Raw genomic sequence first — 24,556 nt, 5'->3', positions numbered from 1 at the left:
GACTTAGGTGAGTTCGCTTCCGATTTCTCCTTTTTCGCCAATCCAGTTGACGATCACAACTGTTTCCACCATCATCGGGGTCGCCATCCTGACCCTTCCCCGCGTCCTCGCTGAAGAGGTGGGGACCCCGGATGTCTGGATCGATGTTCTTCTCGCTGGAATCATTGTCGCCATCACCTCGATGATTTGCTTGCATCTTAGCAACCGCTTTCCCGGCGAGACCTTCTATATTTACAATAGACATATTGTCGGGAAGGTATTGGGGGCTTTGATCAGTGTATTGTACATCGTCAACTACATAACGTTTGGAGCCTTTGAAGCTCGGGTGCAGGCGGAGGTGGTCCGCCATTTTCTTCTGGACGAAACACCTCTGGAAATAACGATTCTAGCCTTTTTACTTGTCGGTTTATATTTGGTCGCTGGCGGCTTGAACGCGATCATACGGATCAATCAGTTTTATTTCCCGATTACGCTTTTGATTGTGTTTACAATCCTCTTTCTTAATTGGAAAAACTTTGAGTTTGATAATGTGCGTCCGTTCCTTGAAAATGGCCCGACAGCCCTTGTCCCCGGCATTTTCCCTACCGCTCAAGCGTTTTCGGGTTTTGATGTGATCCTGTTTCTCGCCGCCTATACTCGTAACGCCAAAAAATCAGCGCTCCCCCTTCTGCTGGGCATCGGGCTCGTTACGCTCATCTACATGACCATCGTCGTCATGGTGATCGGTTCCTTGACGCTTAACGAGGTTGCCACTCTGACATGGCCCACGATGGAATTCGTAAAGCAGATCGAATTTCCCGGGGCTTTCTTTGAACACTTTGAAATTTTTTTTATCACGGTCTGGCTCCTAAATATGTTCACAACGTTTTTTATTAATCTGTATTTAGCTTCTTTGGGCATTCACCTCCTCCTTGGATGGAATATCAAACTCGTTATGTTTATGCTTCTTCCTGTCATATACGGAATCGCACTCTTCCCGAAGGATCTCAACGCTACATTGGAACTCGGAAAAAGCATCGGTTTCGTCTCCGTTCTCATGTCAACCACCATCCCGCTTTCGTTGCTTCTGTTAGCAAGAGTTAGAAACCTGCCGAAACGCGATTACTCGCTTAAAGAGGGGCCCAGAACATGAAAACAAACAGGCTCAAAGCCAAATCAAGACGAATCCTGGCGGCACTTCTCATCCTGAGTGCGCTCGTCACAAGCAGCTGCTGGGATCGCCGGGAGATCGAGGAACTGGGAATTGTCATAGGAATGTCTGTTGATCATGCTCGACAGAAGCAGCAAACCTCGGAGGAAGAAAAACAATTCGTCCACAGGCATAAGAAGCTGCTCCCCATTTCGATCACGTACCAGATCGTGAACCCGAAAATTATTGGCGGAAGCACACGGGGCAACCCTACTAACCAAAAGCCTTATATAAATATTACAAGTTCAGGGGATACCGCCTTTCAGATCGTAAGAGAAACATCTACCCGCATAGGTCGTCCGCCTTTTTTCATGCATTTGAAAATCATTATTTTGGGTGAGGAAGTATCACGGAAAGTTGATTTGACACAGCTGCTAAATTTTAATTTGCGAGATACCGAGATGCGTCGAACGGTTTATCTCACCATAGCCGATGGAAAAGGGAAAGAAGTGCTTGAAACATCACCAAAAAATGAAGACCTGCCCTCATTTGAGCTGTTAAGCTTGATTAACAATTTGGCAAAAACCATTCATATCGCTCAACCGATTTCCATCGGGACTGTCTCGGAGCATTTATCAGCCGACACCAGCTTTTGCGTTCCCCGAGTGGTCATCCACCAAAAAGAGATGAAGCTGGCAGGTGCAGCCATCGTTAGCGGAAAAACAGGAAAAATGCTCGGGTGGATCGGCGAAGAAGAAACAGCTGGAATCAATCTGATTCAAGGGACTGGCAAATCGGAGGAGGGCCATAAGGGAGGGATCATTGAAGCAGTCATCAAAGGCAGCAGTGAGCCTTTCTCCTTTGAGATCGGAAAGATCCACAGCAAGATTATTCCATCCGTAAAGAATGGACAACTATCATTCAAAGTCTCTATCAAAATGGAAGGAAGGTTAGGCGAAGACTGGTATCTCAACGAGGATGCCTTCAAGGAAGACTACCTCCAGAAAGTGAATGCGGCGGTAAAAAAACGAATTGAAGAGATCGTGACGAATACGCTGAAAAAAACACAAAAGGAGTACCGGGTAGATGTAGCCGGTTTCGGAAAGCAATTGCACATCCACAATCCGAAGGAGTGGAAAAAGCGAAAAGAAAATTGGGACGAGGAATTCAGCCGCATACCCGTATCTCTCGATGTAACAGTGAAGACAGAAGAATTTGCCTTGAAGGGAAAGAAAAGATAACGATTCTCGGAAGCGCAACCGTGAAGAGGATTGAGCCTGCTGCACGGTTGCGCTTCCGCTATGTTGCCGTTCTTTGTGACGATGCCGAAGCCAAAACGTTGTTAATGCTTTTCCTCGTGGATCGGCTACCTGCACAAATGGGGCTTTCGCCGCCCATTGTCTATTTAACCGCTACGAGTTCAAAATAACATGAACAGCTGCCAACGTGTTTTGAATATCCTGATCACTGATGTGGCGGTGCGTTGTAAAACGGACAACCGTCTCGTCAAAGTCGACGGCAAGAACCCCTTGTTCACCCAGCTTGGACAAAAATTCTTCAGCAGAAAGCCCTGCCTTGTCCGTGTGCACAAGTACGATGTTTGTTTCGACTGGTTCTACATGTAAAGAGAACTTTCGCAAGCCTTCGGCCAAGGTGTGCGCTCGTTGATGATCTTCTGCGAGACGAGCTGACATCTCCGTCAATGCGAGGATTCCCGGTGCTGCCATGTAGCCGGCTTGGCGCATGCCCCCACCCAGCTTTTTTCTCCACCAACGCGCCTCGCGGATCAACTCTCTGCTTCCAGCAAGAACCGACCCTGCCGGTGCGCTCAATCCCTTCGAAAGGCATACCTGCACGCTGTCTGTAAAACGAGTGAACTCGGTGACCTCACATTCCAATGCTGCAGCCGCATTGAATAGCCTGGCTCCATCCAGATGAACAGGCACGCCGCTGCCCTTCGCCACTTCATATACGCCTGCCATCTGTTCAGGCCGGATGACAGCCCCGCCTGCACGATTATGCGTATTTTCGATGCAAATTAAACGTGTTCGCGGAAAATGAATATTGACCCCGCGGATCGCTTTCTCTACATCCTTCGGGTGAAGGGCGCCTCTTTCCCCCACTATCGTTCTCGTTTGAACCCCTGCGAGGGCAGCCATCGCTCCTCCCTCGTAGTAAAACAGATGGGAGTCGGCCTCTAAAATGACTTCGTCTCCATTTACGCAGTGAGTAAGCACGGCGACTTGGTTCCCTTGGGTACCGCTGGTGACAAACAGCGCGTCCTCTTTCCCCAGAATCTCGGCAGCTATCCTTTCCAAGCGGTTTACTGTCGGATCTTCACCGTACACATCGTCCCCCACTTCCGCCTCGTACATAGCCCGAAGCATCGCTTCTGTCGGCTTGGTAACTGTATCGCTTCGCAAGTCGATAACCATCATTCCCATTCTCTCCCTTCTCGAATTTCATTTTAACACTTTCTGCATTGCATCGGGTTTTGCCAGTTTGCTAATATGGAGGGGTACGATTCCAATACAAGGGAGACTGACCCATGAAGGTAAAAATTACCCGCAACGCCGCCAAACAATTGAAAGAAGTCCTGGAGCAAGAAGAAGATAAAGAGTTGAAGCTTCGCGCATACATAACCCATGCACACGGTGACCATGCCCACTACGGCTTGGCTTTGGACAAGCCAACCGAAGACGATGTCGTCGTTTCTACCGACAAAGAGATCGATGTAATTGTGAAAAAGGACGAGCCGCTGCTCGATGGCCTCGTTATCGACTATCTGTACACGCCTCAAGAGGGCTATATGCTCACGAATCCATCCAAAGGAAACCACGGCGATCACTAATCGCTTCCTTATCCCCCGCTGCAGCTGTCAGGCAGCGGGGCTTTTCTGTTTCAGTGAACGGATACCCATTTCCAAGACCAACTGGAAAAAACGATTAACAAAGCTATAATGGACGCCCTTTCGAAGGAACCGTTTCCTTAGAGGGAGCTTTTTATCCGTTCCGAACGTTTGACATATGAAAGTGGGTAAAACTTTCCTATACAAAAAAGAGACATCGTCTTTGATGTCTCTTCTTTTTCGTTACAGAATTCTCTTTTCATACAACGCCGTCGGCACGTCGGCAAACAGCGGACTCATCCGATCCGCATGATGAAGCATGCAAAGCCGGTGCACAGGCCTCGTCATGGCGACATACAGGAGCTTCGTATCCCATTCATTGTCCTTGTACTCCTCGATATCCAGCAGGATGACCACATCGAATTGCAGCCCTTTGGTCAAATAAGCCGGCATGACCACGACACCGCCCGGGAATTGCGTATCTTTGCTCCCCAGCAGCTTCAGCTCTTCGATGGACGTTTTCAATGACTGATACGCTTTCTTGCTCGCTTCGGCTGTTTTGGCGACGATCGCGATGGATTGGAACCCCTCTTGGCGGTAGTCATTTACGAGATCGGCCAGGTCTTTTGCGGGAAGCTTGTTTCCTTGCCACGATGTCAAGGAAGGTTTTTCGCCGTGACGCAATACCGGTTTGGCCATAATGGTTTCCGGCAATTTGATCTTTCTCAAGACTTCGTTGGCGCATTTCATGATCTCTATCGTGGAACGGTAGCTTTGCGCAAGTGTGTAGGAAACACCGCGCGGCTGCTGAAAAACTCCTTCCAGCAGCTCATCCCAGGTTTGCAAGCCCCTGTATGCATGAATGCCCTGTGCGATGTCTCCCACCACCGTCAAAGACTGTCTCTTTGTCACGAGACCGATCACCGCGATTTCCAAAGCACTGAGATCCTGGGCTTCATCCACGACGCTGTGGTCAAAGTGATCGGCCTGCTCGAGTCCTTCGATTAAATGGCGAAGGTAGATCAGCGGCGCTACGTCTTCAGGCTCTATACGCTCCGATTGAAATATGTCTGTGGAAGACCGGCAAATATCCTCGATATCCTCGTCACCGATTTCTGCGTTTGTCAGTTCTTTTAATAGAGAGGAGTCCGTCAATATCTCGCGGTACGCAGCAAAGACGTCCAGCTCGGGAAAAATAACGAAGTATTTGTCCAGGAGCTGATCGATCATTTTTTCGTATTTTGCCAATGCCTGTTTGTCCAGATCAATTCGCTTCTCCCGCAGATGAGAAAACAACTGCTTGTTGATCTCCTGCTTTACATGCTTCCGGACTGCTTCCAGGCGCCGACGAAACGGCAGATGCGCATATTGTTCGGCGAAAAGCTGGCGGATGGACTCGCCGGGTATCGTAAAAACCTGTTTGGTCCGGTTATAGACAAAGCTTAATTTTTTGTAGGCCACCCTGTTTTCCGCTATGTACAACAGGTATCGGTGGAGAACATCCTTGAAGACGAGCGATCCCTTGAAGCGAAGACGATGGAGCGCAACCCTGCGCTCGTCCTCTCCATGTCCGTGTTCAAAGAACAAGTGAAGCGGCTTTTGCGGGTCCAGTATGCGCCACCCTTTCGGAAGCAGGGACTTGACCAGCTTTGCTGCCCAATCCAGAAACGTCGCTTGCTGTACGTCATCCACCCCCAATTCCGGCAAAACATCCGAAATGTAGGTAAGAAACAAACGGTTGGGCGCAAAGACCATAAACCTTTTCGACATCATCGAGTCCTGGTAATTGTAGATTAAATAGGAGAGCCGGTGCAGGGCAATCGTCGTCTTACCGGTTCCAGCCACTCCTTGAACGACGACGGGACGATCTTTGTCCGCACGGATGATGTCATTTTGTTCAGACTGGATCGTCGCCACGATATCCTTCAGCCTGCTGTCGTTCGTCTGATTCAGGTTGGCTGCCAAAAACTCGTCTATATACCCTTCCTGCAAGAAGTCATCCGGGTGACCTACCTCCCGGTGAATCGTCTCCTTGAGCGCTCCATCGTAAATCCCGGTAATTTTTCCGTTTTCAATGGCGAAATTCCGCTTCAGCCGCACTTCCCCGCGCACGATCTCCCTGCCGCTGCGAAAGTACGCATCCTTGCTTTCGCCGCTGTAATACAGACTGGCGATGGGGGCTCTCCAGTCTACTACCACCGAGTCGAAGGTATCGCTACGGACAATCCCCCTCTTTCCTATGTACACGCTGTCCAGCTCATATGTCTCATCTTTCAGGAAGTCCACGCGTCCAAAGTAGGGCTTTTCCTGCCCCTGATCCTCCAGATAGCGCAGTTCCTTTGCTTTTTTATAGTTGACGACCTGCTTCACATAATCGTCGGTAATCTCCTTTACCTCTTTTCGAAGCGTGTCCACTTCCTGATTAATGATGGAGCGCGTTTCATCCAGTCTTTTCTGTTCATGCTCGTAGTCCGGGTGCTGTACAGTCATTTGCATCCTCCTTTCCATATTCTCATGGTCGGTGTTGCATTCAGCTTTTTCGCGTCTGTCCTACCAAACTTGCCTGCCAAGCCAGATACCGGAACCGCAAGCAAGAAGCCCAACCAGAACGCTAATCCCTGCATAGAGCAGCCCTCGTCCGATCTGCCCGTCTCCGAAAAAGCTTACCACTTCCAGAGAAAAGGTAGAAAACGTCGTAAATCCCCCCATCAAACCTGTTGTAAACAAAAGGTACATGTCCGGTGACATCATGCCTTTTTCCTTTCCCCACGCATAGAGCAGGCCGATGAGAAAAGACCCGCAGACGTTCGCAAGCCATGTTCCCGCGGGTAAACCGGGTTGATTTAATACAAGACCAAGACCGTAGCGAACCACCGAGCCGACAGCACCTCCAATCGCAACAGCTAGCCACGACACTATGGCACGCCCCCTCCTTCTTTTTATATGGAACAAAAAGACACCCAGGCAAAAAGCATGGATGTCTTGTTTTTATGTCAAATGGCGCGTTTAATGTTTGGGGTTGTTGTCCTCGAGGTCTTCCACATACCGGATCGATTCAAGATTGGAGCGAAGCGACGTTTTCACAGCATCGATGTACTTTTGCCGCAGCGCTTTCTGTTCCTGCTTCTCCTCTTCAGTCAATCCGGCTTCACGAGATTTTTTGGCCAACTCGTTAATCCGTTTGATTTCTGCGTCTGATACCAAAGCCGTTTCCCCTCGCTTTCAATGAATGCCGCTCCATTATATCACATCGCGGCGATGAAGCAAGAAAAAGCTGCACCTTTTCAATTACCGACAGGGATCAGAATGGTTTGTCCCGGATAAATGATGGCACTCTCCAGCTTGTTCAATTCCCGGATCGCATATACCATGTCGCGTACATCCTTTTTCGGATCGGTTTTGTAGGCGATCGCCAGGTTCCACAAGCTGTCTCCCGGCTGCACCGTTATTTCTATTACTGGTTGGCTTGTCTCAATCTGTTGTTGTGTAGAATGATTATCGGATGCGAACACTAGTTCTGTCAAAGTGTAAAAAAAGAGAGTGAAAGCTGCAAAGAACAGAATCGCCTGTCCCCGCGTAACTCCAAAACGAACGCCTCGAACCTCTTTTTTCGCGAAGCGATCAGAAACTGTCATCGTACTCATCAATTTCATCCCCCTGCAAACATACGTTCTATCTTCTTGTTTTCATCATAAATGCGAACATGTGTTCATGTCAAGAAAAAAAACGAACTTATGTTTGTCGAACGCAGGATCCCATGGTATAATATAGAAAACATGTTCGAGAAAATAGAGGTGTGGTCTATGTCCAAGCTATCCAACAGACAGCAAGCCATCATCGATTTTATCCGCAAAGAGGTCAGGGACAAGGGTTATCCCCCATCCGTACGGGAAATCGGCGAAGCTGTCGGTCTTGCATCCAGTTCAACTGTCCACGGCCATCTGGCCAGATTGGAAAAAAAGGGACTCATCCGGCGCGATCCTACCAAACCCCGCGCGATTGAGCTGCTGACAGATGAAGAACGCTTTCAGGATGACTTTGACGTATCCGTTGTTCGCGTGCCAGTAATCGGAAAAGTGACTGCCGGTCAGCCGATCACAGCTGTCGAACAGGTTGAGGATTACTTCCCCCTTCCCGACAGCATCGTGACATCGGACAAGGTGTACATGCTGCGCGTGTCCGGTGACAGCATGATTGAGGCTGGCATCCTGGATGGAGACTATGTGATCGTTCGCCAGCAAAACGTCGCCAACAACGGTGATATCGTCGTCGCCATGACAGATGAAGACGAGGCGACCGTAAAGCGGTTCTTCAAAGAAAAGAACCATTTCCGGCTGCAGCCCGAAAACGCGACATTGGAACCGATTATTCTGGATTCTGTGACGATTCTGGGAAAAGTGATTGGCGTTTACCGCTTGATTCACTAGATCATATGATTGGAATCCTTGACCGCGCCTTGCTCTTCGGCTGACTCGCAGCTGACCTTGGACGATCAGCCGTACTACGTTTTTCAGCTTTCCGGCTGACAGTACAAAAAAGGCGTTCGCGCTTGTTACGCGGACGCCTTTTTTTCGTCACTTTCACGATTTACTTGCAGCTGTCTGACACCACTACATCGCCACAAAGAACCAAATGATCATCACTACCTGCAAAACCACCTTTACGACCGCGCTGCCCAAAAAACCGATGAGAGAACCCACTCCGGCTTTGACAGCCCGCTCAAACGGCTGTTTTTGGAGCAGCATTTCCACCAGCACGACCAGCACAAACGGCATGATCAGCATGCCGAACGGGGGAAACAGAATGACCCCGAGAAAAATGCCCACCGCCGCTGCCCACGATGAAGCTTTCGACCCCCCGTACTTTTTGACAAAGTACATATTGGTCAGTAAATCCGCTCCGTAAAGGAGAATACTTAAAACCGCCATTCCCCACCAGAACGAGGCCGGCAGCCCGGCACCCGGTTCGGCTATAAAAAAGTGATAGAGCAAAAATCCGCCCCATAACAGAATCGTATCAGGAATAACCGGCAAAAAGATTCCCGCAATGCTGAGGATAAACAAAGCGGCAATCACAATCCACAACAAGATCTCCATCCATTGACACTCCCTTCTGTATAGGGTATACGATAAAGTGCGGTTTTTGTTTCCGTTTCCACCAGCTTTTTTGCCGATGAAGACATGCTCCTCTTTCCATAAATAGTGAAACGAATGATCCATAGTTTTCAAGTGAGTATTTATTACTAAATATTCATTGTTCCCTCAGAACCATTCAAATAAAAGACGGGTACAGCAATCCGTCAGAAAGAAAGGATAGTCAGATCGCAATGAATTCAGCCATGAACCGAGATTGGTTTGACCTCTCATACTTGCAACTCGGCACTCGTCGCCAGAAGGACGCATTTCATGTACTGGACAGCTTGGGCATCTTTGCCAAGCTGGGAGCATACCATCCTGTCCTGGCAGGAACAATTCCTCTCGATATTGACGTCGATACGAGCGACCTTGATTTGATTTTTTTTGCAGAGGATTTGGATCGGTTCGAGCAAATTGTTAAAGAAGAGTACGGGCATTTGGACCATTTCGCACAAGCTCGCAGCGAGGTACATCAAGTGCCTACCAGCATCACTTCTTTTTTGCATCGAAATTTCTGGTTGGAGCTTTTCGCTCAACCTGTCCCTGTCACGCGTCAAAACGCGTACAGACATATGGTCATCGAAGCAAAGCTTCTCGAGCTTGCCGGCCATCAAGCTGCGCAAGACATACGAGCCTTAAAGGAACGCGGGATGAAAACCGAACCTGCTTTTGCCTACTACTTCAGGCTCCCGGGAAAAGACCCTTACCTGTCTCTCCTGGATGTAGAGATGAAGACTGAGGAAGAATGGAGACAATTGGTCAATAAACGGAGGAAACACCTCGAGTAGCTTGTCCCGAGGTGTTTTCATGTTACGCTATTTCCGGACAATGCCTGTTTCTCACGAAGTATGTCAAACTGACAACGGCAGCAATTTCAAGCTCCGTTTTTGCGGTCTTTTCAAAAAAACCTCTTTTTCCAGAAGATCAAGCTCGTTACTAACGCCGAAACAGCTGACATCACCATGATAAGGGAAAATGCGTTTGGATGCTCCTGCAAAGGTAATTCCACGTTCATCCCGTATATGCTGGAGATCATCGTTGGCAGCGCCAATACGATGGTAATGGACGTCAATAGTTTCACCACGTGATTGACGTTGTTGGAGACGACTGACCCAAAAGCACTCATCATGGAGCTCATGATGGAGCTGTACACCTCTGTCATCGCAATCGCCTGTTTTGTTTCGATGATCACATCCTCAAGCAATTCCTGATCTTCTTCATACATTCTGAGCGCATTTCCATTGATCAGCTTCTTCAGCAGGATGTTATTCTTGGTCAGGGAAGTGGTAAAATACACCAAGCTTTTTTCCAATTCCAGCATAGCGAGCAGCTCCTTGTTTCTGACCGACTGGTGGAGCTCGTTCTCCAATCGCTCCCGTTTATGGTTTATCCGCTTTAGATAGTACAGATAGTAATCCGCGATCCGATGGAGAATCTGCAGGAGAAACCGCGTCTTCATATGCGTGTGGAAGTGCTTGACCTTTCCCGCACAGAAATCTGTCAGAATAGGCGTTTCTTCCATGCAGACAGTGACGAAGCAGTTATCGTTTATAAAGATTCCAAGCGGTACCGTGCTGATCTTCTCCTGACGATCTGCACTCATTCTGGGGATTTCGACGATCAGCATGGTGCTGTCCTCTTCTTTTTCGACGCGGGCACGCTCCTCTTCGTCAAGAGCATCCCGGAGAAAGTCTTCCCTTACGCCAAGAGCTGTTTCAACGCGCTGCAGCTCTTCCTGCGTGGGCTGATTCAGCTTGACCCAGCAGCCTTTTTCAAATTCATTCAATGGCACCAGCTTTCCGAATTCTGTACTGCGAAAAATAGTTAGCATCTTGATCACCGTTCCTTTCGTGAAATACCGGGAATCAAAAGACGCTCATGCCTTGCTGCTCATGCAAGCACATGATCAAGCGAGCAGAAGGTGAGCCCTTTCTGAGTCAAATTTTTTCTATGAAAACTGCAAGATCGAGAACTGAAAGCGGCTCACCTCCTGAATCATCCAATAAAAAAAGCTTCCCTACGGAAGGGAAGCTTGAGATGCTGCAAAAAACATGCATGAAAAAAACTGTTTCACGCACGACGAAGCGCACTCCAATTTGCTTCCCCTTGTTGAGTTTTGGCACATAACAACGTAGAGCAATGCTGCACGCTCAGCCACCTTAAGTAAAGCCTTAATCCGGCAGTACCTGTTCTACCCGTTGGTGTCTTTCGACATTTCCGGGCAGTGGCCTATGTTTGTCATGGAGCCTCACCTAACGGGAATGGTTCCATTGAAAGCAAAATCATTCATTCCTAGGCAGTATATTCGTCTACCACAATGTTTGTCAACCCCAAAAAACCCCTCGCACCAGTTCGTGCAAGGGGTTTGGCATTAATACGTATTCATGTACTGCTCGCGCTCCCACTCGGTTACGCGGGTGCGGAACATATCCCACTCGATTTCCTTCGCGTCGACGAAGTGCATCAGGGCGTGTTCGCCAAGCGCTTCGCAGATGACCGGATCGGCCTTCAGGCATTCAATCGCATCCTTCAAAGTAGCCGGCAAGCTGGCGATTCCTGCGGCTTCGCGCTCTGCCTCGTTCATGATGTAGATGTTGCGGTCGACCGCCGACGGCAGCTCGAGCTTGTTCTTGATCCCGTCAAGACCTGCTTTCAGCATGACGGCAAGCGCCAGATACGGGTTGGCAGCAGGGTCCGGGTTGCGAACCTCAATCCGTGTGCTCAGCCCGCGAGACGCCGGAATCCGAACAAGCGGAGAACGGTTTTTCGCCGACCACGCTACGTAGCAAGGCGCTTCATAGCCAGGTACAAGGCGTTTGTAAGAGTTCACCAGCGGATTGGTGATGGCAGCAAAACCGCGAGCGTGCTTCAGGATTCCCGCCAAGTATTGCTTCGCCGTTTTGCTCAGACCAAGCTCATCCTTGTCGTCAAAAAATGCGTTTTTCTCCCCAATGAAGAGAGACTGGTGGGTATGCATGCCGGAGCCGGCGACACCATACATCGGCTTGGGCATGAACGTTGCGTGCAAACCGTGTTTGCGCGCGATCGTTTTCACCACCAATTTAAACGTGAGAATCTGGTCCGCAGCCTGGACAGCGTCTGCGTATTTAAAGTCGACTTCGTGTTGGCCTGGTGCGGTTTCGTGATGGGATGCTTCTACTTCAAAGCCCATTCTTTCCAGCGTTAAAACAATGTCGCGGCGGCAGTTTTCGCCCAGGTCGAGCGGCGCGAAATCAAAGTATCCGCCTTGGTCGTTCAAATCCAATGTCGGTTCGCCTTTTTCATCCATTTTGAACAGGAAAAATTCCGGCTCCGGTCCCACATTGAAGTTGGTGTAGCCCAACTCTTCGGCTTCTTTCAGCGCGCGCTTCAAGATGTAGCGCGGGTCCCCTTCGAATGGAGTACCGTCCGGATTGTAAATATCGCAGATCAGACGCGCGACATTGCCGTGCTCATTGCCCCAAGGGAAAATGACCCATGTATCGAGATCCGGTACGAGATACATGTCGGACTCCTCGATGCGGACGAAGCCTTCAATGGAAGAGCCGTCGAACATCATCTTGTTGTCAAGGGCCTTGGGCAATTGTGAGACTGGAATCTCGACGTTTTTAATGATTCCCATCAAATCGGTGAACTGCAGGCGAATGTAGTTTACATTCTCTTCTTTGGCCAAACGAAAGATGTCTTCTTTGGTGTACTTGCTCACGTTTCTCTCCTCCTATATTCGTATGCATGTATCAGTGGAAAAAGCGGGATAGCTCTCCACGTATCAACGCTTGTTCGCCAGGGCGATTGGCGTTGCTGAAAAATATTTGTTGTTTGAGGAGCTGATGAAGCTCTTGCTCGGTAAGCTCTTTGCGCTTGGCCTCTGAACTGGCGGTGATCTCCGTCTGATCCGGGACAGGATCTTGAAGCTGAAGCACCTGTTTGATTCCGGCGATGTTGAGGCCTTTTTCAATCAGGGACTTCACTTCCAGCAAGCGGTCGACATCGTTAAAAGAAAAAAGCCGCTGCTTTCCTTCTGTACGTGCAGGTTGAATCAGTCCGTTCTGCTCATAGTAACGAATCTGCCGCGCAGTCAGGTCAGTCAGCTTCATGACGATACCAATGGGAAACAGCGCCATGTTTCGACGAAGGTCATCACTCATGACTTGTCCCTCCTTTGAAAACATTCCTTGCTTGCTATTGTATGATTCAAAAGCAACTCTGTCAACGGATGTAAGAAAAGATTACACACAAAAAAGCGATAAGCCGCTCTTGTGCTTATCGCTTTATAAGGCTGTATTGGATTTACCGGATTGAGATGTTTAGTCTCTCGCGGGGAGATCGAGCAGCCCTTTTTCCAAAAGGCCGTCAAGCGCCGTCAGAATGCCTACCTTTACATGGGAGTAGGTAAGTCCCCCCTGCACAAAGCCGAGATAAGGAGGCCGGATCGGACCGTCCGCCGAAAACTCGATGCTCGCCCCCTGAATAAACGTGCCCGCGGCCATAATAACCGGGTCTGCATAGCCGGGCATTTCACTCGGATAAGGCGTGACGTGCGAATCGACCGGCGCTGCCTTTTGAATTCCCTGACAAAAGGCGATCAACCGCTCGGCAGTCCCAAACTCGACAGACTGGATCAAATCGGTCCGGGGATCGTTCCATAGCGGATTCGTGCGAAAACCGAGCCGCTCCAGCAGCGCCGAGGAAAAGACCGCTCCCTTCAGCGCTTCGCCCACAACGTGCGGCGCGAGGAAAAATCCTTGGAACATCTCCAGCAGGGAATACAGGGATGCCCCTCCCTCAGCCCCAATGCCAGGGGCCGCCATGCGGTATGAAGCTCTCTTGACCAATTCCTTCTTTCCGACGATATAGCCGCCCGTCTTGACCAAGCCACCGCCGGGGTTCTTAATCAGCGAACCAGCCATTATGTCTGCCCCGACCTGAAGGGGCTCCCATTCCTCTGTAAATTCGCCGTAGCAATTGTCGACGAAGACGATCAGCTCGGGATTGATCTCCTTGACAAACTGGATCATCTCCTTAATTTTGGCAATGGTAAAGGAGGGGCGGTCTGCGTAGCCGCGGGATCTCTGGATGCCGATCACCTTTGTTTTCGGGGTGATCGCTGCGGCAACGGCAGGAAAATCGATCTCGCCGGATGGAGCAAGCGGCACATACTGATAGCCGATGCCATAGTCCTTAAGCGAGCCCTGTCCTTCGCCTCGGACGCCTACCACTTCCTCCAGCGTATCGTACGGCTTGCCGGTGATGTAGAGCAAATCGTCACCGGGACGCAGCAAGCCAAACAGCGAAATGGCAATCGCATGCGTACCCGATATGATGTGGGGACGTACCAGAGCATCCTCTCCGCCAAACACGTCGGCATAGATAGACTCCAACGTCGCACGTCCGGAATCATCGTACCCGTAGCCGGTCGAGGGAGCGAAGTGAAACTCATTGACTTCATGCTTTTGAAAGGAACGCAGTACCTTCAGCTGATTATAGTCGACCAGGGCAGCGATTTCCTGATGCCGCCCTGCAATCATTTGTTCTACTTCCTGTACGATGGGGCGCAAGCGCTCCCCGTGGGCAAACAAGGAAAACATGTGCTACTTACCAACTCTCTTCATCAGTCTCTGGTTTATCCAGGAGAAAAGGAGCAATCCTTCCGTAGATGGGATGATCTCTGTTCACTTTGACGGAAATCCGATAGGAGGAATCCGCTTCGTCAAATTCCTGTTCCATCTCTACCCCCTCCCTGTGCAGGAGCGAAAGAATATCGCCACGCTCCGCCGGGACGACCAGGGCATAGCGGTCAAATGAGGAGTAGACATATGTTTCGATCCGTTTCAACAATTCGGTGCGGTCCTCTTCGCGAAGCGCCGAGATCAAAATGGAGTCCTCCACCTTCGGCAAATAGGCGCCTTCCAAAATCAAATCCGCTTTGTTGTAGACAACCAGCTGCGGGATGTCGTCCGCTTTCAGCTCCCGCAGAATGCGGTACACGACCTCCATATGAATCTCCAGGTCGGGATGGTGCCCGTCAACGACGTGCAGGATCAGGTCCGCTTCTTTCACGCCTTCCAGCGTGGAGCGAAAAGCGGCGACAAGGGAAGTCGGCAAGTCTTGAATGAATCCGACCGTATCGGTCAACAGCACCTCAAGCCCGCTCGGCAGGGTCAGCTGACGGGTGGTCGGGTCCAGCGTCGCGAACAGCTTGTCTTCCTGGAGCGTCTCAGCCGCAGTCAGCTGGTTTAGCAGCGTAGATTTGCCTGCATTTGTATAACCGACCAATGCGATTTGAAACACTTTGTTCTTCTTGCGGCGCTCCCGATGCAGTTGACGGGTGCGAACCAGCTCCGACAGTTGTTGTTTCAGCTCGCTGATTCGCCGTCTGATGTGCCGACGGTCGCTTTCCAGCTTGGTCTCACCGGGACCGCGCGTACCGATACCGCCGCCGAGGCGGGAAAGCTGCTTGCCTTGACCGGCAAGGCGCGGCAGCAAGTAATTGTACTGAGCCAGCTCGACCTGGATTTTCCCTTCCCGCGAGTGCGCCCTCCCGGCAAAAATATCGAGAATCAACTGCGTCCGGTCAATCACCTTGCAGTCGAAAGCGATGTCGAGATTGCGTGTCTGGCTGGGGGAGAGCTCGTCATTGAAAATGATGACATCGACATCCAGCTCTTCCGCGCGATGTGCGATCTCCTGTATTTTGCCGCTTCCCAAATACCAGGCATTGTCGATGCGCTCACGATTTTGCGTGATGACATCCAAAACCTCCACCCCTGCCGTTCTCGCCAGCTCGTGAAGCTCCTCCATCGACAATCGGGAGCGCTCGATGTCGCGATTATCCAAAAAACAGCCAACTAAAATGGCTGTTTCCTTCGTCTTGATTCCGCCTTCCAAGGAATCACGTCCTTTCCTTCCCCTATCATACCACATTTTACGTTGGCCGCTAGGAAGCGGTCCAGACAAAATCCTCCGGCTTCAGTGTCATGACGTCGTCCTTGGTCGGCTCTGGCACCGTCATCAGGCGGACTGCCTGCTTGCGAATGGCCTTCTCAATGGAATTCCGCACGTACCGGGCGTTGCTAAAATTCGTTTCCAGCATATCCTGGCGAATGCGGCTCAAATGCAGCCTCAGCTTATCCTTGGCTCCTGTCGAGAGTCTGTATTCTTTTCCCTCGACCATTGTTTCGGCAATCTTGATCAACTCATCGACGGTATAATCGGCGAATTGAAGCTGAATCGGGTACCGCGAAGGCAAGCCGGGGTTCAGCTCCAGGAAGGCATCCATCTCGTCGGTATAACCGGCTAAAATACAGATGAAATCGTTGCTGTAATCCTCGAGGGCCTTCGTCAGACAGTCGATCGCCTCCTTGCCGAAATCCTTTTCTCCGCCCCGCGCAAGCGAATACGCTTCATCGATAAAGAGAATGCCGCCCATTGCTTTTTTCACAAGCTCTCTCGTCTTTTGCGCCGTGTGCCCGATAAACTCGCCGACCAGGTCGGCACGCTCCACTTCGATCAAATGCCCCTTGCTCAATATCCCCATTTCCCGGAAGATTTTGCCGAATATACGGGCAACCGTTGTCTTTCCCGTTCCCGGATTGCCTTTGAACACCATATGATACACTTGCTTTTCCAGCTTGAGGCCATGTTTTTCCCGCTCCTTGTTGAGCCGCAGAAGCGCGTGAATTTCGTACATCAGCTTTTTGGCTTCCTGCAAGCCGATCAGCTTTTCCAGTTCATCGAATGCAGCGGCTACATTGCCGGGTGCAGTCGTTCGTACTTTCTCGGACAGTGTTTCCGGTAGTTTGACCCGTTCCGGCTGGCGAAACACCACCTGGATCCGGTGGGGAGCCTTTTCAGCCAGCGTATCAGCCGGGGGTTGGTTGCCCGACGGTTTCACAAGTCATCACCTGCCTCTTGGTCATACCTTAGTATACTCACCTGCCCGGAAAACCTGCCCATTTTTTGACGGCGATCTTTCCGCGCTGCTCCCGCTCTCTCGATAGCAGCCAATACTTTTCCGAGCGTCGAACGTGGTTCATCTTCTTGGAGGCCGCCCCAAACGGGAGAGCCAGGACACAACAATCAGTCCGAGCATGCAGCCAGACAAAAACGGAACGACAGCACGAAGCGGACGGAAATGGGGAAACAGCCCGCCAATCGAAAAAAGGTACGTGCCAGCGGCAAACACGCCAAACCCGGCTACACACAGCCAGAAGAACCATTTTTCCCGGCAAGAGCGGCTTCTGTCTTGGGCTTTCACCGGCTTGCTGCCAGCTTTCCGCTCCAAATGGTTCGCGTGTAACCCGTGCCTTGTTTCTTTTGCGATCACGATCCCAATACAAAGCAATCCGATCAAGGTACTGCCGTGCTGGAAGAATTTATACACAGGAATGGCCAACCCGGCCAGCTCCGCATTTTGCTGCAAGAGCGGCAGCCGGCTGACCATAAATGCTCCGTCGTGGGTAAAGGAATCCCAGACAATATGCGTGACACTCCCCAGGACAGCGGAGTAGCAAAAAACCAGGAAAGAACGAAGCGAGGTCAGGGCCCACGGCGCCTCTGCCCAATGGAGCAGCCCTCGGTCAAAAGGCGCGGGCAAATGAGCGATCACGGCTCTTTTCACGATCCCGTGAAACAAAACAGCCAGCAAAAACGTCATCGGCAAGTCAAACAAAAAAAGCCCTGCCCATGTATGACTCACAGAACTGTATGGCTGCAGCCGCAAGAAATACTCGAAATCCGGTGCCATGCTTCCAAAAACCAGAGCAAGAAAAGAAAACCGGCGAACTCCCCGCAATGGCAATACAATCGCCGGATGTGCAAACGTAAACGGCATTGCCCTCTCCCATTTACATAAGAAATATTATGTATACCTTTTCTCGAAAATGTAAGCAATCTATCTTTACTAAGGTAAAGCATTTCCAACATGCCAACACGATAAAAAAGCCCGGATGGCTAAGATCCCGGCTTCGTTGTTGTGACGCTTATGCTTGTTGATTGTTGTCCTGAGACATGAGCGACACGGGACGCTGTGGCGTGAAGGTGGAGATGGCATGCTTATAGACCAGCTGCTGCTTTCCTTCACTGTCGATCACGATGGTGAAATTGTCAAACGCTCTGATGTAACCGCGCAATTGAAAACCGTTTACCAGGTAGATGGTGACCGCAATGTTTTCTTTCCGCAAGTGGTTCAGGAACGTATCTTGAATGTTGATCGTCTGTTTCATTGGTCATTACCCCCTAAAAGGACTTGTATGTTATATATTCGGCAATTGAGGAAACTTTCCTGCCATTATCTGTTTGATTGTTTGGACGATCTTCGGGTAGTCATCGGGGTTTGTGAGGTCAAACCACTCGATCGCCGACATCCGCCGGAACCAGGAAAGCTGTCTTTTGGCAAAATGTCTCGTGCGTTGCTTGATGTCGTTCACGGCTTTCTCCAGCGTGATTTCTCCGTATAAATAAGGAATCAGCTCTTTGTACCCAAGCCCCTGCATGGAGGTCAATGCCGAACCGTAGCCGAGATCAAGGAGACGTCTCACTTCTTCCACCAAGCCGTCTTCGATCATCTTGTCTACACGCTGATTGATACGTTCATACAGCTTTTGCCGGTCCATCGTAAGGCCGATCATGAAGATGTCGTACGGCGAATACTCTGCCCGGTGCTGAAAGTCGGACATCCGCGTACCCGTCAGTTGATAAATTTCCAGGGCCCGTATGACCCGCTTTACATCGTTGGGATGCAGTCTTTGCGCTGTCAGCGGATCCACATCGGCCAAACGCCGATGCAGCTCTTCCACGCCCTCAAGCTCAGCCAGCCGTTGCAGACGGCTCCTCAATTCAAAATCCTGCTGGGCTTCGGCAAACTGAAAGCGATGGGTCACTGACTCTATGTAGAGCCCGGTTCCTCCCACGATAAAGGGAAGATGTCCGCGCCCGTTGATCTCGGAAATCAATCGGGTAGCCGACTCCTGGAAGCGGGCTACTGAATACTCTTCATCCGGATCAATCATGTCGATCAAATGATGCGGAACTCTCGCCAATTCGGCTGGAGACGCTTTCGCCGTGCCGATATCCATTCCGCGGTAAACCTGCATGGAGTCGCCGGAAATGATCTCCCCTTGGAACTGCTCAGCCAGCTCCAGACTTAAAGCCGTCTTGCCCACTGCCGTCGGGCCAACGATGACGACGAGTCTCTCTTTCTCTTGCACATTCACTCCCCTCCGCCTCTCTCTTTATAGCTGTATACGACCTGGTTTCCTCTGGTTCGATAGGGAGTGAAACCGAACTGTTGATACAGCCTTCCTGTCTTTCCTTCCTTCAGCACGACACGCCTTCTGGCGACGCGAAGCGCCTCCGCTACGGCAGCCTCCTCCAGGGAACCGGCATTCGCCCATTCCCTGACCCCGGCAATCCCTGCGGAGCTGTTCACCGTTTCTTCGAACATGGGATCAAAATAGACCACGTCAAACGAATCGGCAGGCAAGCTTGTCAATACGTCCAAGTGGTGCCCGATCCGGACTTCCACTCGCTTCATCGCTTCACGCAGCGCGTGTGATTCGGCCGGCCAATACGTAAGCCCGTCTTCAACCAACAAAGCGATGGTCCGCTCCGATTCAATCCCGACGACACGTCCGGCTTCTCCAACGCCATGGGCAAACACGATGGAATCAGCACCCAAGCCCATCGTGGCATCCAGGACTTTGTCGCCTGGCTGGATTTGGCAAACAGCGAGCATAGTATCATTATCGCCGCGCTCCAACCGCTTTATACGAAATGCAGCCGTATTCGGATGAAAAAAGAACGCCGTCTTGCCCTCTGCCTCCAGTCTAGCTCCCTTGGAGGATACGATCAATACTTCCGATTCAGCAAATCTTTGTCTCAACTCTGCCAGTGAGTAGTCCTTTCGCTCTACAAGTGGCAGCTTGAAACGCGCTGCCAGCTCCAGGGCGTGCCTCGTCGTTTCTGCGCTCGGCTCAAGAGAGGTGGTGACAATCATCCGTATCACCCGTTCGAATAGAAGTCATGATCTGTCTGAAACTCTCCTTTTTTCAATCATTGCACATTTTGTCCTTTTGGGATTCTTGTCCACTTCATTTTTATATCTTTTCCAGATAGGGATGTCAAATTTGTTTCCGCTGCTTGGCCAGATTTAGGGCGAATGAGGCTTGCAAAAGATGAACCTTTGATCTTCAGGTATGGTCTGCCTACGGCGTAATACAGTGTAGAGAGCATATTTTTTTGCGAGGTGGTTCGTTTGATGTATCCTCATCAATCCATGTCTCATTTTCCTTTGCAGCCAACTTCTCAGGATCATTATGTGATCAAGGTCACAGGCGAAGGAACAATCTACACGGCCCCGGACCAAGCTGTTGCGATTCTGGGAACCATTACAGAAAACAAAAATCTCCAGCTTGCTCAAACAACAAATGCAGAAGCTGTGTCGCAAATCATTCAATCTTTGATGAAACTGGGAATTCCGCAAGAATTGATAAAAACGATCCGTTACCAAATCGAAATCGAGTACCAATACCATGAAGGAAAACAAATTTTCCAGGGCTATAAGGTCACGCACATGCTGCAAGTGATTATCGGCCAGATCGAACAAACCGGACTTGTCGTCGATACGGCTGTCGAGAACGGGGCGAACACCGTTTCCAGCATTCAATTTACGGTCAGAGACCCGGAGTACTACTACAATCAAGCCCTCGTCATGGCCGTCAAGGACAGTCAGCAAAAAGCAGCTACGATTGCAAGAACCCTCGGCGTCCGCTACAATCCCATTCCGCATCAGGTGCAAGAAATGACCTCAGCCCCGGAACCTGTTACCTCCCGTGCCGAGGCATTTCTGGCCAGAGCAACCACCCCGATACAGCCGGGAGAAATTAAAATTCGCGCTTCCGTTCATACGGAATTTTCCTTTGCACCGTGTTAACGGCCACTAGCAGCAGCCTTGGAGTTTGCCTTCTTGCGCAAAAACTTACAAAAGATTTTGAAACCGTATGCATTCATATTCGTAGATGCTAATATAGATGCAACTGACCATACATTCGCACGAGGAGGTGTACGCCTTACTTCTGTAAGGCTGCTCATTGGAATTAGCTAACTTAATACTGGTAGTGATACTGATTGCATTTACCCGGTTTTTTTGTGGCAACTGAATTTGCGATCGTGAAGATCAGAAGCACCAGGATCGACCAGCTTGTAACGGAAGGCCGTAGTGGCGCGCGCGCCGCAAAGGAAGTGACCACACACCTCGATGAGTATTTGTCTGCATGCCAATTGGGTATCACGGTTACCGCAATGGGACTAGGTTGGTTAGGTGAGCCTACAGTTGAAAGGCTGCTGCATCCGTTATTTGTAAGATGGGACCTGAATGACTCCGTTTCCCATCTTCTGTCTTTCGGTATCGCCTTTGTTGCCATGACCTATCTTCACGTAGTCGTGGGCGAACTGGCGCCAAAGACCGTCGCCATTCAAAAAACCGAGACGATCACACTGCTTTTTGCCAGACCGATCATCTGGTTTTACAAATTGATGTATCCATTCATCTGGTTATTAAATGGATCTGCACGCGTGCTGGTCGGCATTTTTGGAATGAAGCCGGCTTCCGAGCATGAAATGGCCCACTCCGAGGAAGAGCTCCGGCTGCTGTTGTCGGAAAGCTACCAAAGTGGGGCAATTAATCAGAATGAATTGAAGTATGTGAACAATATTTTCGAGTTTGATGAAAGAATCGCCAAAGAAATTATGGTTCCCCGCACAAAAATCGTCAGCTTGTCGATCCACGATTCGTTAGACGAAATGGTGCAAACGATCAGTAAAGAAAATTATATGCTACATTATCGTGAATGGGGATAAGGACGATATTCTCGGGATGATTCATATTCGACGCTGACGAAATCCCCGACATTCGCAAAGTGAAAGACAATCACTACATTTTAAGCGCGAAGCTGATCATCAGCGACGTAAACGAACTGCTCGGCACCAACCTTTCAGACGACATCGTCGATACCCTTGGCGGCTGGTTCCTCTTGAGCAACTTCACCGCCAAGATCGGCGACAGGATTGTGGCAGACGGCTACTGCTTCAAGGTTGTCGAACGGTCCGGACATACGCTTAAATACTTTGAGATCTCCAAGATAGAGTCTTAACCGGCGCTTTTCCTTCTTGCCGTCATTTCATAGGCAAAGACAAAAAAACAGGGTCAAGGGCTTGTGCAGTGAGCAGCCCTTGACCCTGTTTGTCTGTTTGCTACATGACACGCTTGAACATTTTCTCCAAATCATAGCTGGTAAAGTGAATGATGATCGGGCGACCGTGCGGGCAGGTAAAGGGACTTGAGCTCTCCCGAAGCTGGTTGAGCAGGCTTTCCATCTCTGCGTGAGTCAGAAAGCGGTTCGCCTTGATCGATGCTTTGCACGACATGAGGATGGCCGCTTTTTCCCGCATGGACCGGATGTCAGCTTGAGCGGCCTCGCTTGCCTCCATGACAAATTGGACCAGCTCTTCGATTACCTCCAGCTCGCTTCCTTCGGGAAACCAGTGCGGATGCGCGCGGACGATGTACGTCTTGCTGCCGAAGGACTCGATCTCAAGTCCAAAGGACCGCAGCAGCGGCAGCCGTTTCTCCAGCTTTAACGCTTCCTGCGCTGTCAATTCGACCGTGTGCGGAAACAGCAGCATCTGACTTGCGACGCTTTCTTCCGCCAGCTTTTGCATGAAATGCTCATAGAAAATTCGTTCCTGAGCCGCGTGCTGGTCGATCAGATACATGCCGCTTTCATTTTGAGCCACAATGTACGTGCCGTGGACTTGGCCGACTAGGTACATTTGCGGTACGGTCTCCGTTCTCTCGGGAACGGCTTCGTGTTCTTGCCCGAATTGATTTGCAGTCTCCTCGTCTGCACGTTCTCCTGGATGCGGCTGCCGCCGATCAGAGGGTGGGAAAAAACTTCGTTCCCCCTTGTCCATATGTGTCTCGAAAGCGGAGCTCACCGGGAGGTAGTCTGATGGAACAGGTGGTAAATCGATGCCATTGCGACCTTCTTTTGCAGCGGCATATACTTCCCCCGCCTCTTTAACAGCGAGGTATTCCTGCTTTTCACGCTCGTTGGTCGGCCCATCAGTGTCAGCGTCCGCTCCAGCTTGTCTTTCAGCCATGCTCAGGGTGTCAACCGTCTGGTTCCTTTCGCTCTCCCTGAATACTTGCTTCCTTTCGTTTTCCCTGTATGTTTCGGATAGGAAGCCGTTGAAAATCGGCTGCTGCCTTCCCGGAACATTCAGAGCTTGCTCTCCTCTCCCGCTCCCCGCCTGAAGCGGGCTTGACCCGTTTATATCCGGCTGGCTGGCGGGCTTTGCCCACGTCAGGTCGAATTGCGGCTGAACCACCTGCTCGATGACTCTGGCCTTGCGTTCCGCCGTAAGCGGACGGACGATATCCAGTCCCCGGAGCAGCGTTTCCTTCACACATTGCTCGATGGCCGTGCACAGCTCGTCCTCCTTGCTAAAGCGGACTTCCAGCTTCGCAGGATGAACGTTTACATCAAGCAGAGTCGGGTCCATTTCGATCTGGAGAGTGACGATCGGGTAGCGTCCGATCGGAAGCAGTGTATGATAGCCGCGCATGATCGCGTTGTTCAGTCCGAAATGGCGCACGTATCGTCCGTTCACGAGGGTGGACAGATACGAACGGTTGGCTCGGGTTACTTCTGTTTTGGAGATGAACCCCGTCCACTTAAAATCAAGCGTCTCTCCGCTGATCGGCAGCAGCAGCTTGGCTACCTGCACACCGTAAATAGCCGCCATCACATGCAGAAGCTTGCCGTCCCCGGTCGTATGCAGCAGGTTCTTTCCGTTATGGGTCAAAGCAAATGCCACATCCGGATAAGTGAGGGCCAGTCGATTGACGTAATCGGAAATATGGCCAATCTCCGTTGAGATGGATTTCATGTACTTGAGACGGGCAGGCGTATTGTAAAACAGGTCGCGAACCGCAATTTCCGTCCCCTTGACAGCTGCGATTTCGCTGATGCTAGCAACCTGTCCTCCCTCCAAGACCAGTCGCGTCCCCACCTGACCGCTTGATTGGGTGCTTGTCAGTTCAATCCGGGAAACAGCCGCAATACTGGGCAGTGCCTCTCCGCGAAAACCGAGTGTCCGTATGCGGAACAAATCCCTCGGATTGCGAATTTTGCTCGTCGCATGACGCTCAAAAGCGAGACGGCAATCCTCGCGATCCATCCCCTGTCCGTTGTCCACGACACGGATCAGGGAAAGACCGCCTTCCTCCACATGCACTTCCACTGTGCTCGCCCCTGCATCAATCGCGTTTTCCACCAGTTCTTTGACAACGGAAGCCGGCCGCTCCACTACTTCGCCAGCGGCGATCATATTGGCCAGATGCTCATCCAGCACATGTATGTTCCCCATTGCTTTCCTCCTCGA

23 protein-coding genes, 1 pseudogene and 1 riboswitch are annotated in these 24,556 nt (G+C 50.7%); of the genes and pseudogenes, 7 read left to right on the top strand and 17 right to left on the bottom strand.

Annotation, left to right across the window (positions count from 1 at the left end; translation table 11 throughout):
• Window positions 1-7 precede the first annotated feature (7 nt).
• On the top strand, window positions 8-1,132 hold the full coding sequence (locus Q3F21_RS12185; protein WP_340252864.1) for a GerAB/ArcD/ProY family transporter: 1,125 nt from the start codon (window positions 8-10) through the stop codon (window positions 1,130-1,132).
• Entirely contained in the window at window positions 1,129-2,370 is a 1,242-nt protein-coding gene (locus Q3F21_RS12180) for a Ger(x)C family spore germination protein (RefSeq protein ID WP_340252862.1), read from the top strand. The genes Q3F21_RS12185 and Q3F21_RS12180 overlap by 4 nt, the downstream gene beginning before the upstream one ends.
• Window positions 2,371-2,541: 171 nt before the next feature.
• Here Q3F21_RS12180 and ltaE read toward each other — a convergent pair whose 3' ends face one another.
• Complete coding sequence (gene ltaE, locus Q3F21_RS12175; protein WP_340252994.1) at window positions 2,542-3,564, bottom strand: low-specificity L-threonine aldolase; 1,023 nt, start codon at window positions 3,562-3,564, stop codon at window positions 2,542-2,544.
• 113 nt (window positions 3,565-3,677) lie between these two features.
• On the opposite strand from ltaE, the gene Q3F21_RS12170 reads away from it, so the two are divergent.
• Complete coding sequence (locus Q3F21_RS12170) at window positions 3,678-3,980, top strand: iron-sulfur cluster assembly accessory protein (RefSeq protein ID WP_340252860.1); 303 nt, start codon at window positions 3,678-3,680, stop codon at window positions 3,978-3,980.
• Between the two features lie 240 nt (window positions 3,981-4,220).
• Here the strand turns inward: Q3F21_RS12170 and Q3F21_RS12165 are convergent, their stop codons facing one another.
• The 4 genes from Q3F21_RS12165 to yneA form a co-directional block, all read right to left on the bottom strand.
• Window positions 4,221-6,467, bottom strand: a complete 2,247-nt coding sequence (locus Q3F21_RS12165) for a HelD family protein (RefSeq protein WP_340252858.1) — start codon at window positions 6,465-6,467, stop codon at window positions 4,221-4,223.
• Between the two features lie 60 nt (window positions 6,468-6,527).
• Complete coding sequence (crcB, locus tag Q3F21_RS12160; RefSeq protein ID WP_340252856.1) at window positions 6,528-6,893, bottom strand: fluoride efflux transporter CrcB; 366 nt, start codon at window positions 6,891-6,893, stop codon at window positions 6,528-6,530.
• 90 nt (window positions 6,894-6,983) lie between these two features.
• Entirely contained in the window at window positions 6,984-7,181 is a 198-nt protein-coding gene (locus Q3F21_RS12155) for a DUF896 domain-containing protein (protein WP_340252854.1), read from the bottom strand.
• 80 nt (window positions 7,182-7,261) lie between these two features.
• Window positions 7,262-7,621: a cell division suppressor protein YneA gene (gene yneA / locus Q3F21_RS12150; RefSeq protein WP_340252852.1), complete on the bottom strand. Its 360-nt coding sequence runs from the start codon at window positions 7,619-7,621 to the stop codon at window positions 7,262-7,264.
• Window positions 7,622-7,780: 159 nt separating this feature from the next.
• On the opposite strand from yneA, the gene lexA reads away from it, so the two are divergent.
• A complete protein-coding gene (gene lexA / locus Q3F21_RS12145; RefSeq protein ID WP_340252850.1) occupies window positions 7,781-8,404 on the top strand; it encodes a transcriptional repressor LexA in 624 nt (207 codons plus the stop codon).
• Between the two features lie 183 nt (window positions 8,405-8,587).
• Here the strand turns inward: lexA and Q3F21_RS12140 are convergent, their stop codons facing one another.
• The gene (locus tag Q3F21_RS12140) at window positions 8,588-9,073 is read right to left on the bottom strand and encodes a DUF456 domain-containing protein (protein WP_340252848.1); all 486 of its coding nucleotides are present in this window, start codon (window positions 9,071-9,073) and stop codon (window positions 8,588-8,590) included.
• A 230-nt stretch (window positions 9,074-9,303) separates the two neighbouring features.
• Here Q3F21_RS12140 and Q3F21_RS12135 point away from each other — a divergent pair, with 230 nt between their 5' ends.
• Complete coding sequence (locus tag Q3F21_RS12135; RefSeq protein ID WP_340252846.1) at window positions 9,304-9,900, top strand: DUF4269 domain-containing protein; 597 nt, start codon at window positions 9,304-9,306, stop codon at window positions 9,898-9,900.
• Between the two features lie 110 nt (window positions 9,901-10,010).
• Here the strand turns inward: Q3F21_RS12135 and Q3F21_RS12130 are convergent, their stop codons facing one another.
• The 10 genes from Q3F21_RS12130 to Q3F21_RS12085 all read right to left on the bottom strand — a co-directional run bounded on the left by Q3F21_RS12130 (window position 10,011) and on the right by Q3F21_RS12085 (window position 20,108).
• Window positions 10,011-10,943, bottom strand: coding sequence for a magnesium transporter CorA family protein (locus Q3F21_RS12130; protein ID WP_340252844.1), 933 nt, complete (start codon window positions 10,941-10,943; stop codon window positions 10,011-10,013).
• 264 nt (window positions 10,944-11,207) lie between these two features.
• A riboswitch (M-box (ykoK) riboswitch) is annotated at window positions 11,208-11,379 on the bottom strand.
• 104 nt (window positions 11,380-11,483) lie between these two features.
• Window positions 11,484-12,818: a type I glutamate--ammonia ligase gene (gene glnA / locus Q3F21_RS12125; RefSeq protein ID WP_340252842.1), complete on the bottom strand. Its 1,335-nt coding sequence runs from the start codon at window positions 12,816-12,818 to the stop codon at window positions 11,484-11,486.
• Between the two features lie 31 nt (window positions 12,819-12,849).
• On the bottom strand, window positions 12,850-13,260 hold the full coding sequence (locus tag Q3F21_RS12120) for a MerR family transcriptional regulator (RefSeq protein ID WP_340252840.1): 411 nt from the start codon (window positions 13,258-13,260) through the stop codon (window positions 12,850-12,852).
• Between the two features lie 159 nt (window positions 13,261-13,419).
• Entirely contained in the window at window positions 13,420-14,700 is a 1,281-nt protein-coding gene (locus Q3F21_RS12115) for an aminotransferase class I/II-fold pyridoxal phosphate-dependent enzyme (RefSeq protein ID WP_340252838.1), read from the bottom strand.
• 7 nt (window positions 14,701-14,707) lie between these two features.
• The gene (gene hflX, locus Q3F21_RS12110) at window positions 14,708-16,036 is read right to left on the bottom strand and encodes a GTPase HflX (protein ID WP_425341249.1); all 1,329 of its coding nucleotides are present in this window, start codon (window positions 16,034-16,036) and stop codon (window positions 14,708-14,710) included.
• Between the two features lie 13 nt (window positions 16,037-16,049).
• Complete coding sequence (locus Q3F21_RS12105) at window positions 16,050-17,006, bottom strand: AAA family ATPase (RefSeq protein WP_340252834.1); 957 nt, start codon at window positions 17,004-17,006, stop codon at window positions 16,050-16,052.
• A gap of 138 nt (window positions 17,007-17,144) precedes the next feature.
• Window positions 17,145-17,945 carry a DUF4184 family protein gene (locus Q3F21_RS12100; protein WP_340252832.1) on the bottom strand — a complete coding sequence of 267 codons (801 nt, stop codon included), beginning with the start codon at window positions 17,943-17,945 and terminating at the stop codon, window positions 17,145-17,147.
• A gap of 148 nt (window positions 17,946-18,093) precedes the next feature.
• Window positions 18,094-18,336 (bottom strand): RNA chaperone Hfq, encoded by a 243-nt coding sequence (hfq, locus tag Q3F21_RS12095; protein ID WP_003385747.1) that lies wholly within the window; start codon window positions 18,334-18,336, stop codon window positions 18,094-18,096.
• A 30-nt stretch (window positions 18,337-18,366) separates the two neighbouring features.
• The gene (gene miaA, locus Q3F21_RS12090; RefSeq protein WP_425341248.1) at window positions 18,367-19,320 is read right to left on the bottom strand and encodes a tRNA (adenosine(37)-N6)-dimethylallyltransferase MiaA; all 954 of its coding nucleotides are present in this window, start codon (window positions 19,318-19,320) and stop codon (window positions 18,367-18,369) included.
• Window positions 19,321-19,322: 2 nt separating this feature from the next.
• Window positions 19,323-20,108 carry a class I SAM-dependent methyltransferase gene (locus Q3F21_RS12085; protein WP_340252828.1) on the bottom strand — a complete coding sequence of 262 codons (786 nt, stop codon included), beginning with the start codon at window positions 20,106-20,108 and terminating at the stop codon, window positions 19,323-19,325.
• A 261-nt stretch (window positions 20,109-20,369) separates the two neighbouring features.
• On the opposite strand from Q3F21_RS12085, the gene Q3F21_RS12080 reads away from it, so the two are divergent.
• Window positions 20,370-21,044 carry an SIMPL domain-containing protein gene (locus Q3F21_RS12080; protein WP_340252826.1) on the top strand — a complete coding sequence of 225 codons (675 nt, stop codon included), beginning with the start codon at window positions 20,370-20,372 and terminating at the stop codon, window positions 21,042-21,044.
• 157 nt (window positions 21,045-21,201) lie between these two features.
• A pseudogene (locus Q3F21_RS12075) lies at window positions 21,202-22,263 on the top strand (hemolysin family protein).
• A gap of 100 nt (window positions 22,264-22,363) precedes the next feature.
• On the opposite strand, the gene mutL reads toward Q3F21_RS12075, so the two are convergent.
• The gene (mutL, locus tag Q3F21_RS12070) at window positions 22,364-24,541 is read right to left on the bottom strand and encodes a DNA mismatch repair endonuclease MutL (protein WP_340252824.1); all 2,178 of its coding nucleotides are present in this window, start codon (window positions 24,539-24,541) and stop codon (window positions 22,364-22,366) included.
• Window positions 24,542-24,556: the final 15 nt, after the last annotated feature.

The organism is Brevibacillus borstelensis (genome assembly GCF_037834415.1).
GTDB lineage: Bacteria > Bacillota > Bacilli > Brevibacillales > Brevibacillaceae > Brevibacillus > Brevibacillus borstelensis_A.
Note: the sequence above shows the minus strand (reverse complement) of the source record. Positions and strands in the feature narration are given on the sequence as shown.

Bases quoted from the DNA above. Each gene is read 5' to 3' on its own strand.
- hfq (WP_003385747.1), bottom strand. From the start codon at position 18,336: ATGAAACAGACGATCAACATTCAAGATACGTTCCTGAACCACTTGCGG.
- Q3F21_RS12115 (WP_340252838.1), bottom strand. From the start codon at position 14,700: ATGTTTTCCTTGTTTGCCCACGGGGAGCGCTTGCGCCCCATCGTACAG.
- Q3F21_RS12135 (WP_340252846.1), top strand. From the start codon at position 9,304: ATGAATTCAGCCATGAACCGAGATTGGTTTGACCTCTCATACTTGCAA.
- Q3F21_RS12120 (WP_340252840.1), bottom strand. From the start codon at position 13,260: ATGAGTGATGACCTTCGTCGAAACATGGCGCTGTTTCCCATTGGTATC.
- Q3F21_RS12170 (WP_340252860.1), top strand. From the start codon at position 3,678: ATGAAGGTAAAAATTACCCGCAACGCCGCCAAACAATTGAAAGAAGTC.
- Q3F21_RS12100 (WP_340252832.1), bottom strand. From the start codon at position 17,945: ATGCCGTTTACGTTTGCACATCCGGCGATTGTATTGCCATTGCGGGGA.
- ltaE (WP_340252994.1), bottom strand. From the start codon at position 3,564: ATGGTTATCGACTTGCGAAGCGATACAGTTACCAAGCCGACAGAAGCG.
- Q3F21_RS12140 (WP_340252848.1), bottom strand. From the start codon at position 9,073: ATGGAGATCTTGTTGTGGATTGTGATTGCCGCTTTGTTTATCCTCAGC.
- Q3F21_RS12130 (WP_340252844.1), bottom strand. From the start codon at position 10,943: ATGCTAACTATTTTTCGCAGTACAGAATTCGGAAAGCTGGTGCCATTG.
- hflX (WP_425341249.1), bottom strand. From the start codon at position 16,036: ATGTGGTATGATAGGGGAAGGAAAGGACGTGATTCCTTGGAAGGCGGA.
- mutL (WP_340252824.1), bottom strand. From the start codon at position 24,541: ATGGGGAACATACATGTGCTGGATGAGCATCTGGCCAATATGATCGCC.
- lexA (WP_340252850.1), top strand. From the start codon at position 7,781: ATGTCCAAGCTATCCAACAGACAGCAAGCCATCATCGATTTTATCCGC.
- Q3F21_RS12180 (WP_340252862.1), top strand. From the start codon at position 1,129: ATGAAAACAAACAGGCTCAAAGCCAAATCAAGACGAATCCTGGCGGCA.
- Q3F21_RS12085 (WP_340252828.1), bottom strand. From the start codon at position 20,108: ATGATTGTCACCACCTCTCTTGAGCCGAGCGCAGAAACGACGAGGCAC.
- yneA (WP_340252852.1), bottom strand. From the start codon at position 7,621: ATGAGTACGATGACAGTTTCTGATCGCTTCGCGAAAAAAGAGGTTCGA.
- Q3F21_RS12080 (WP_340252826.1), top strand. From the start codon at position 20,370: ATGTATCCTCATCAATCCATGTCTCATTTTCCTTTGCAGCCAACTTCT.
- Q3F21_RS12165 (WP_340252858.1), bottom strand. From the start codon at position 6,467: ATGACTGTACAGCACCCGGACTACGAGCATGAACAGAAAAGACTGGAT.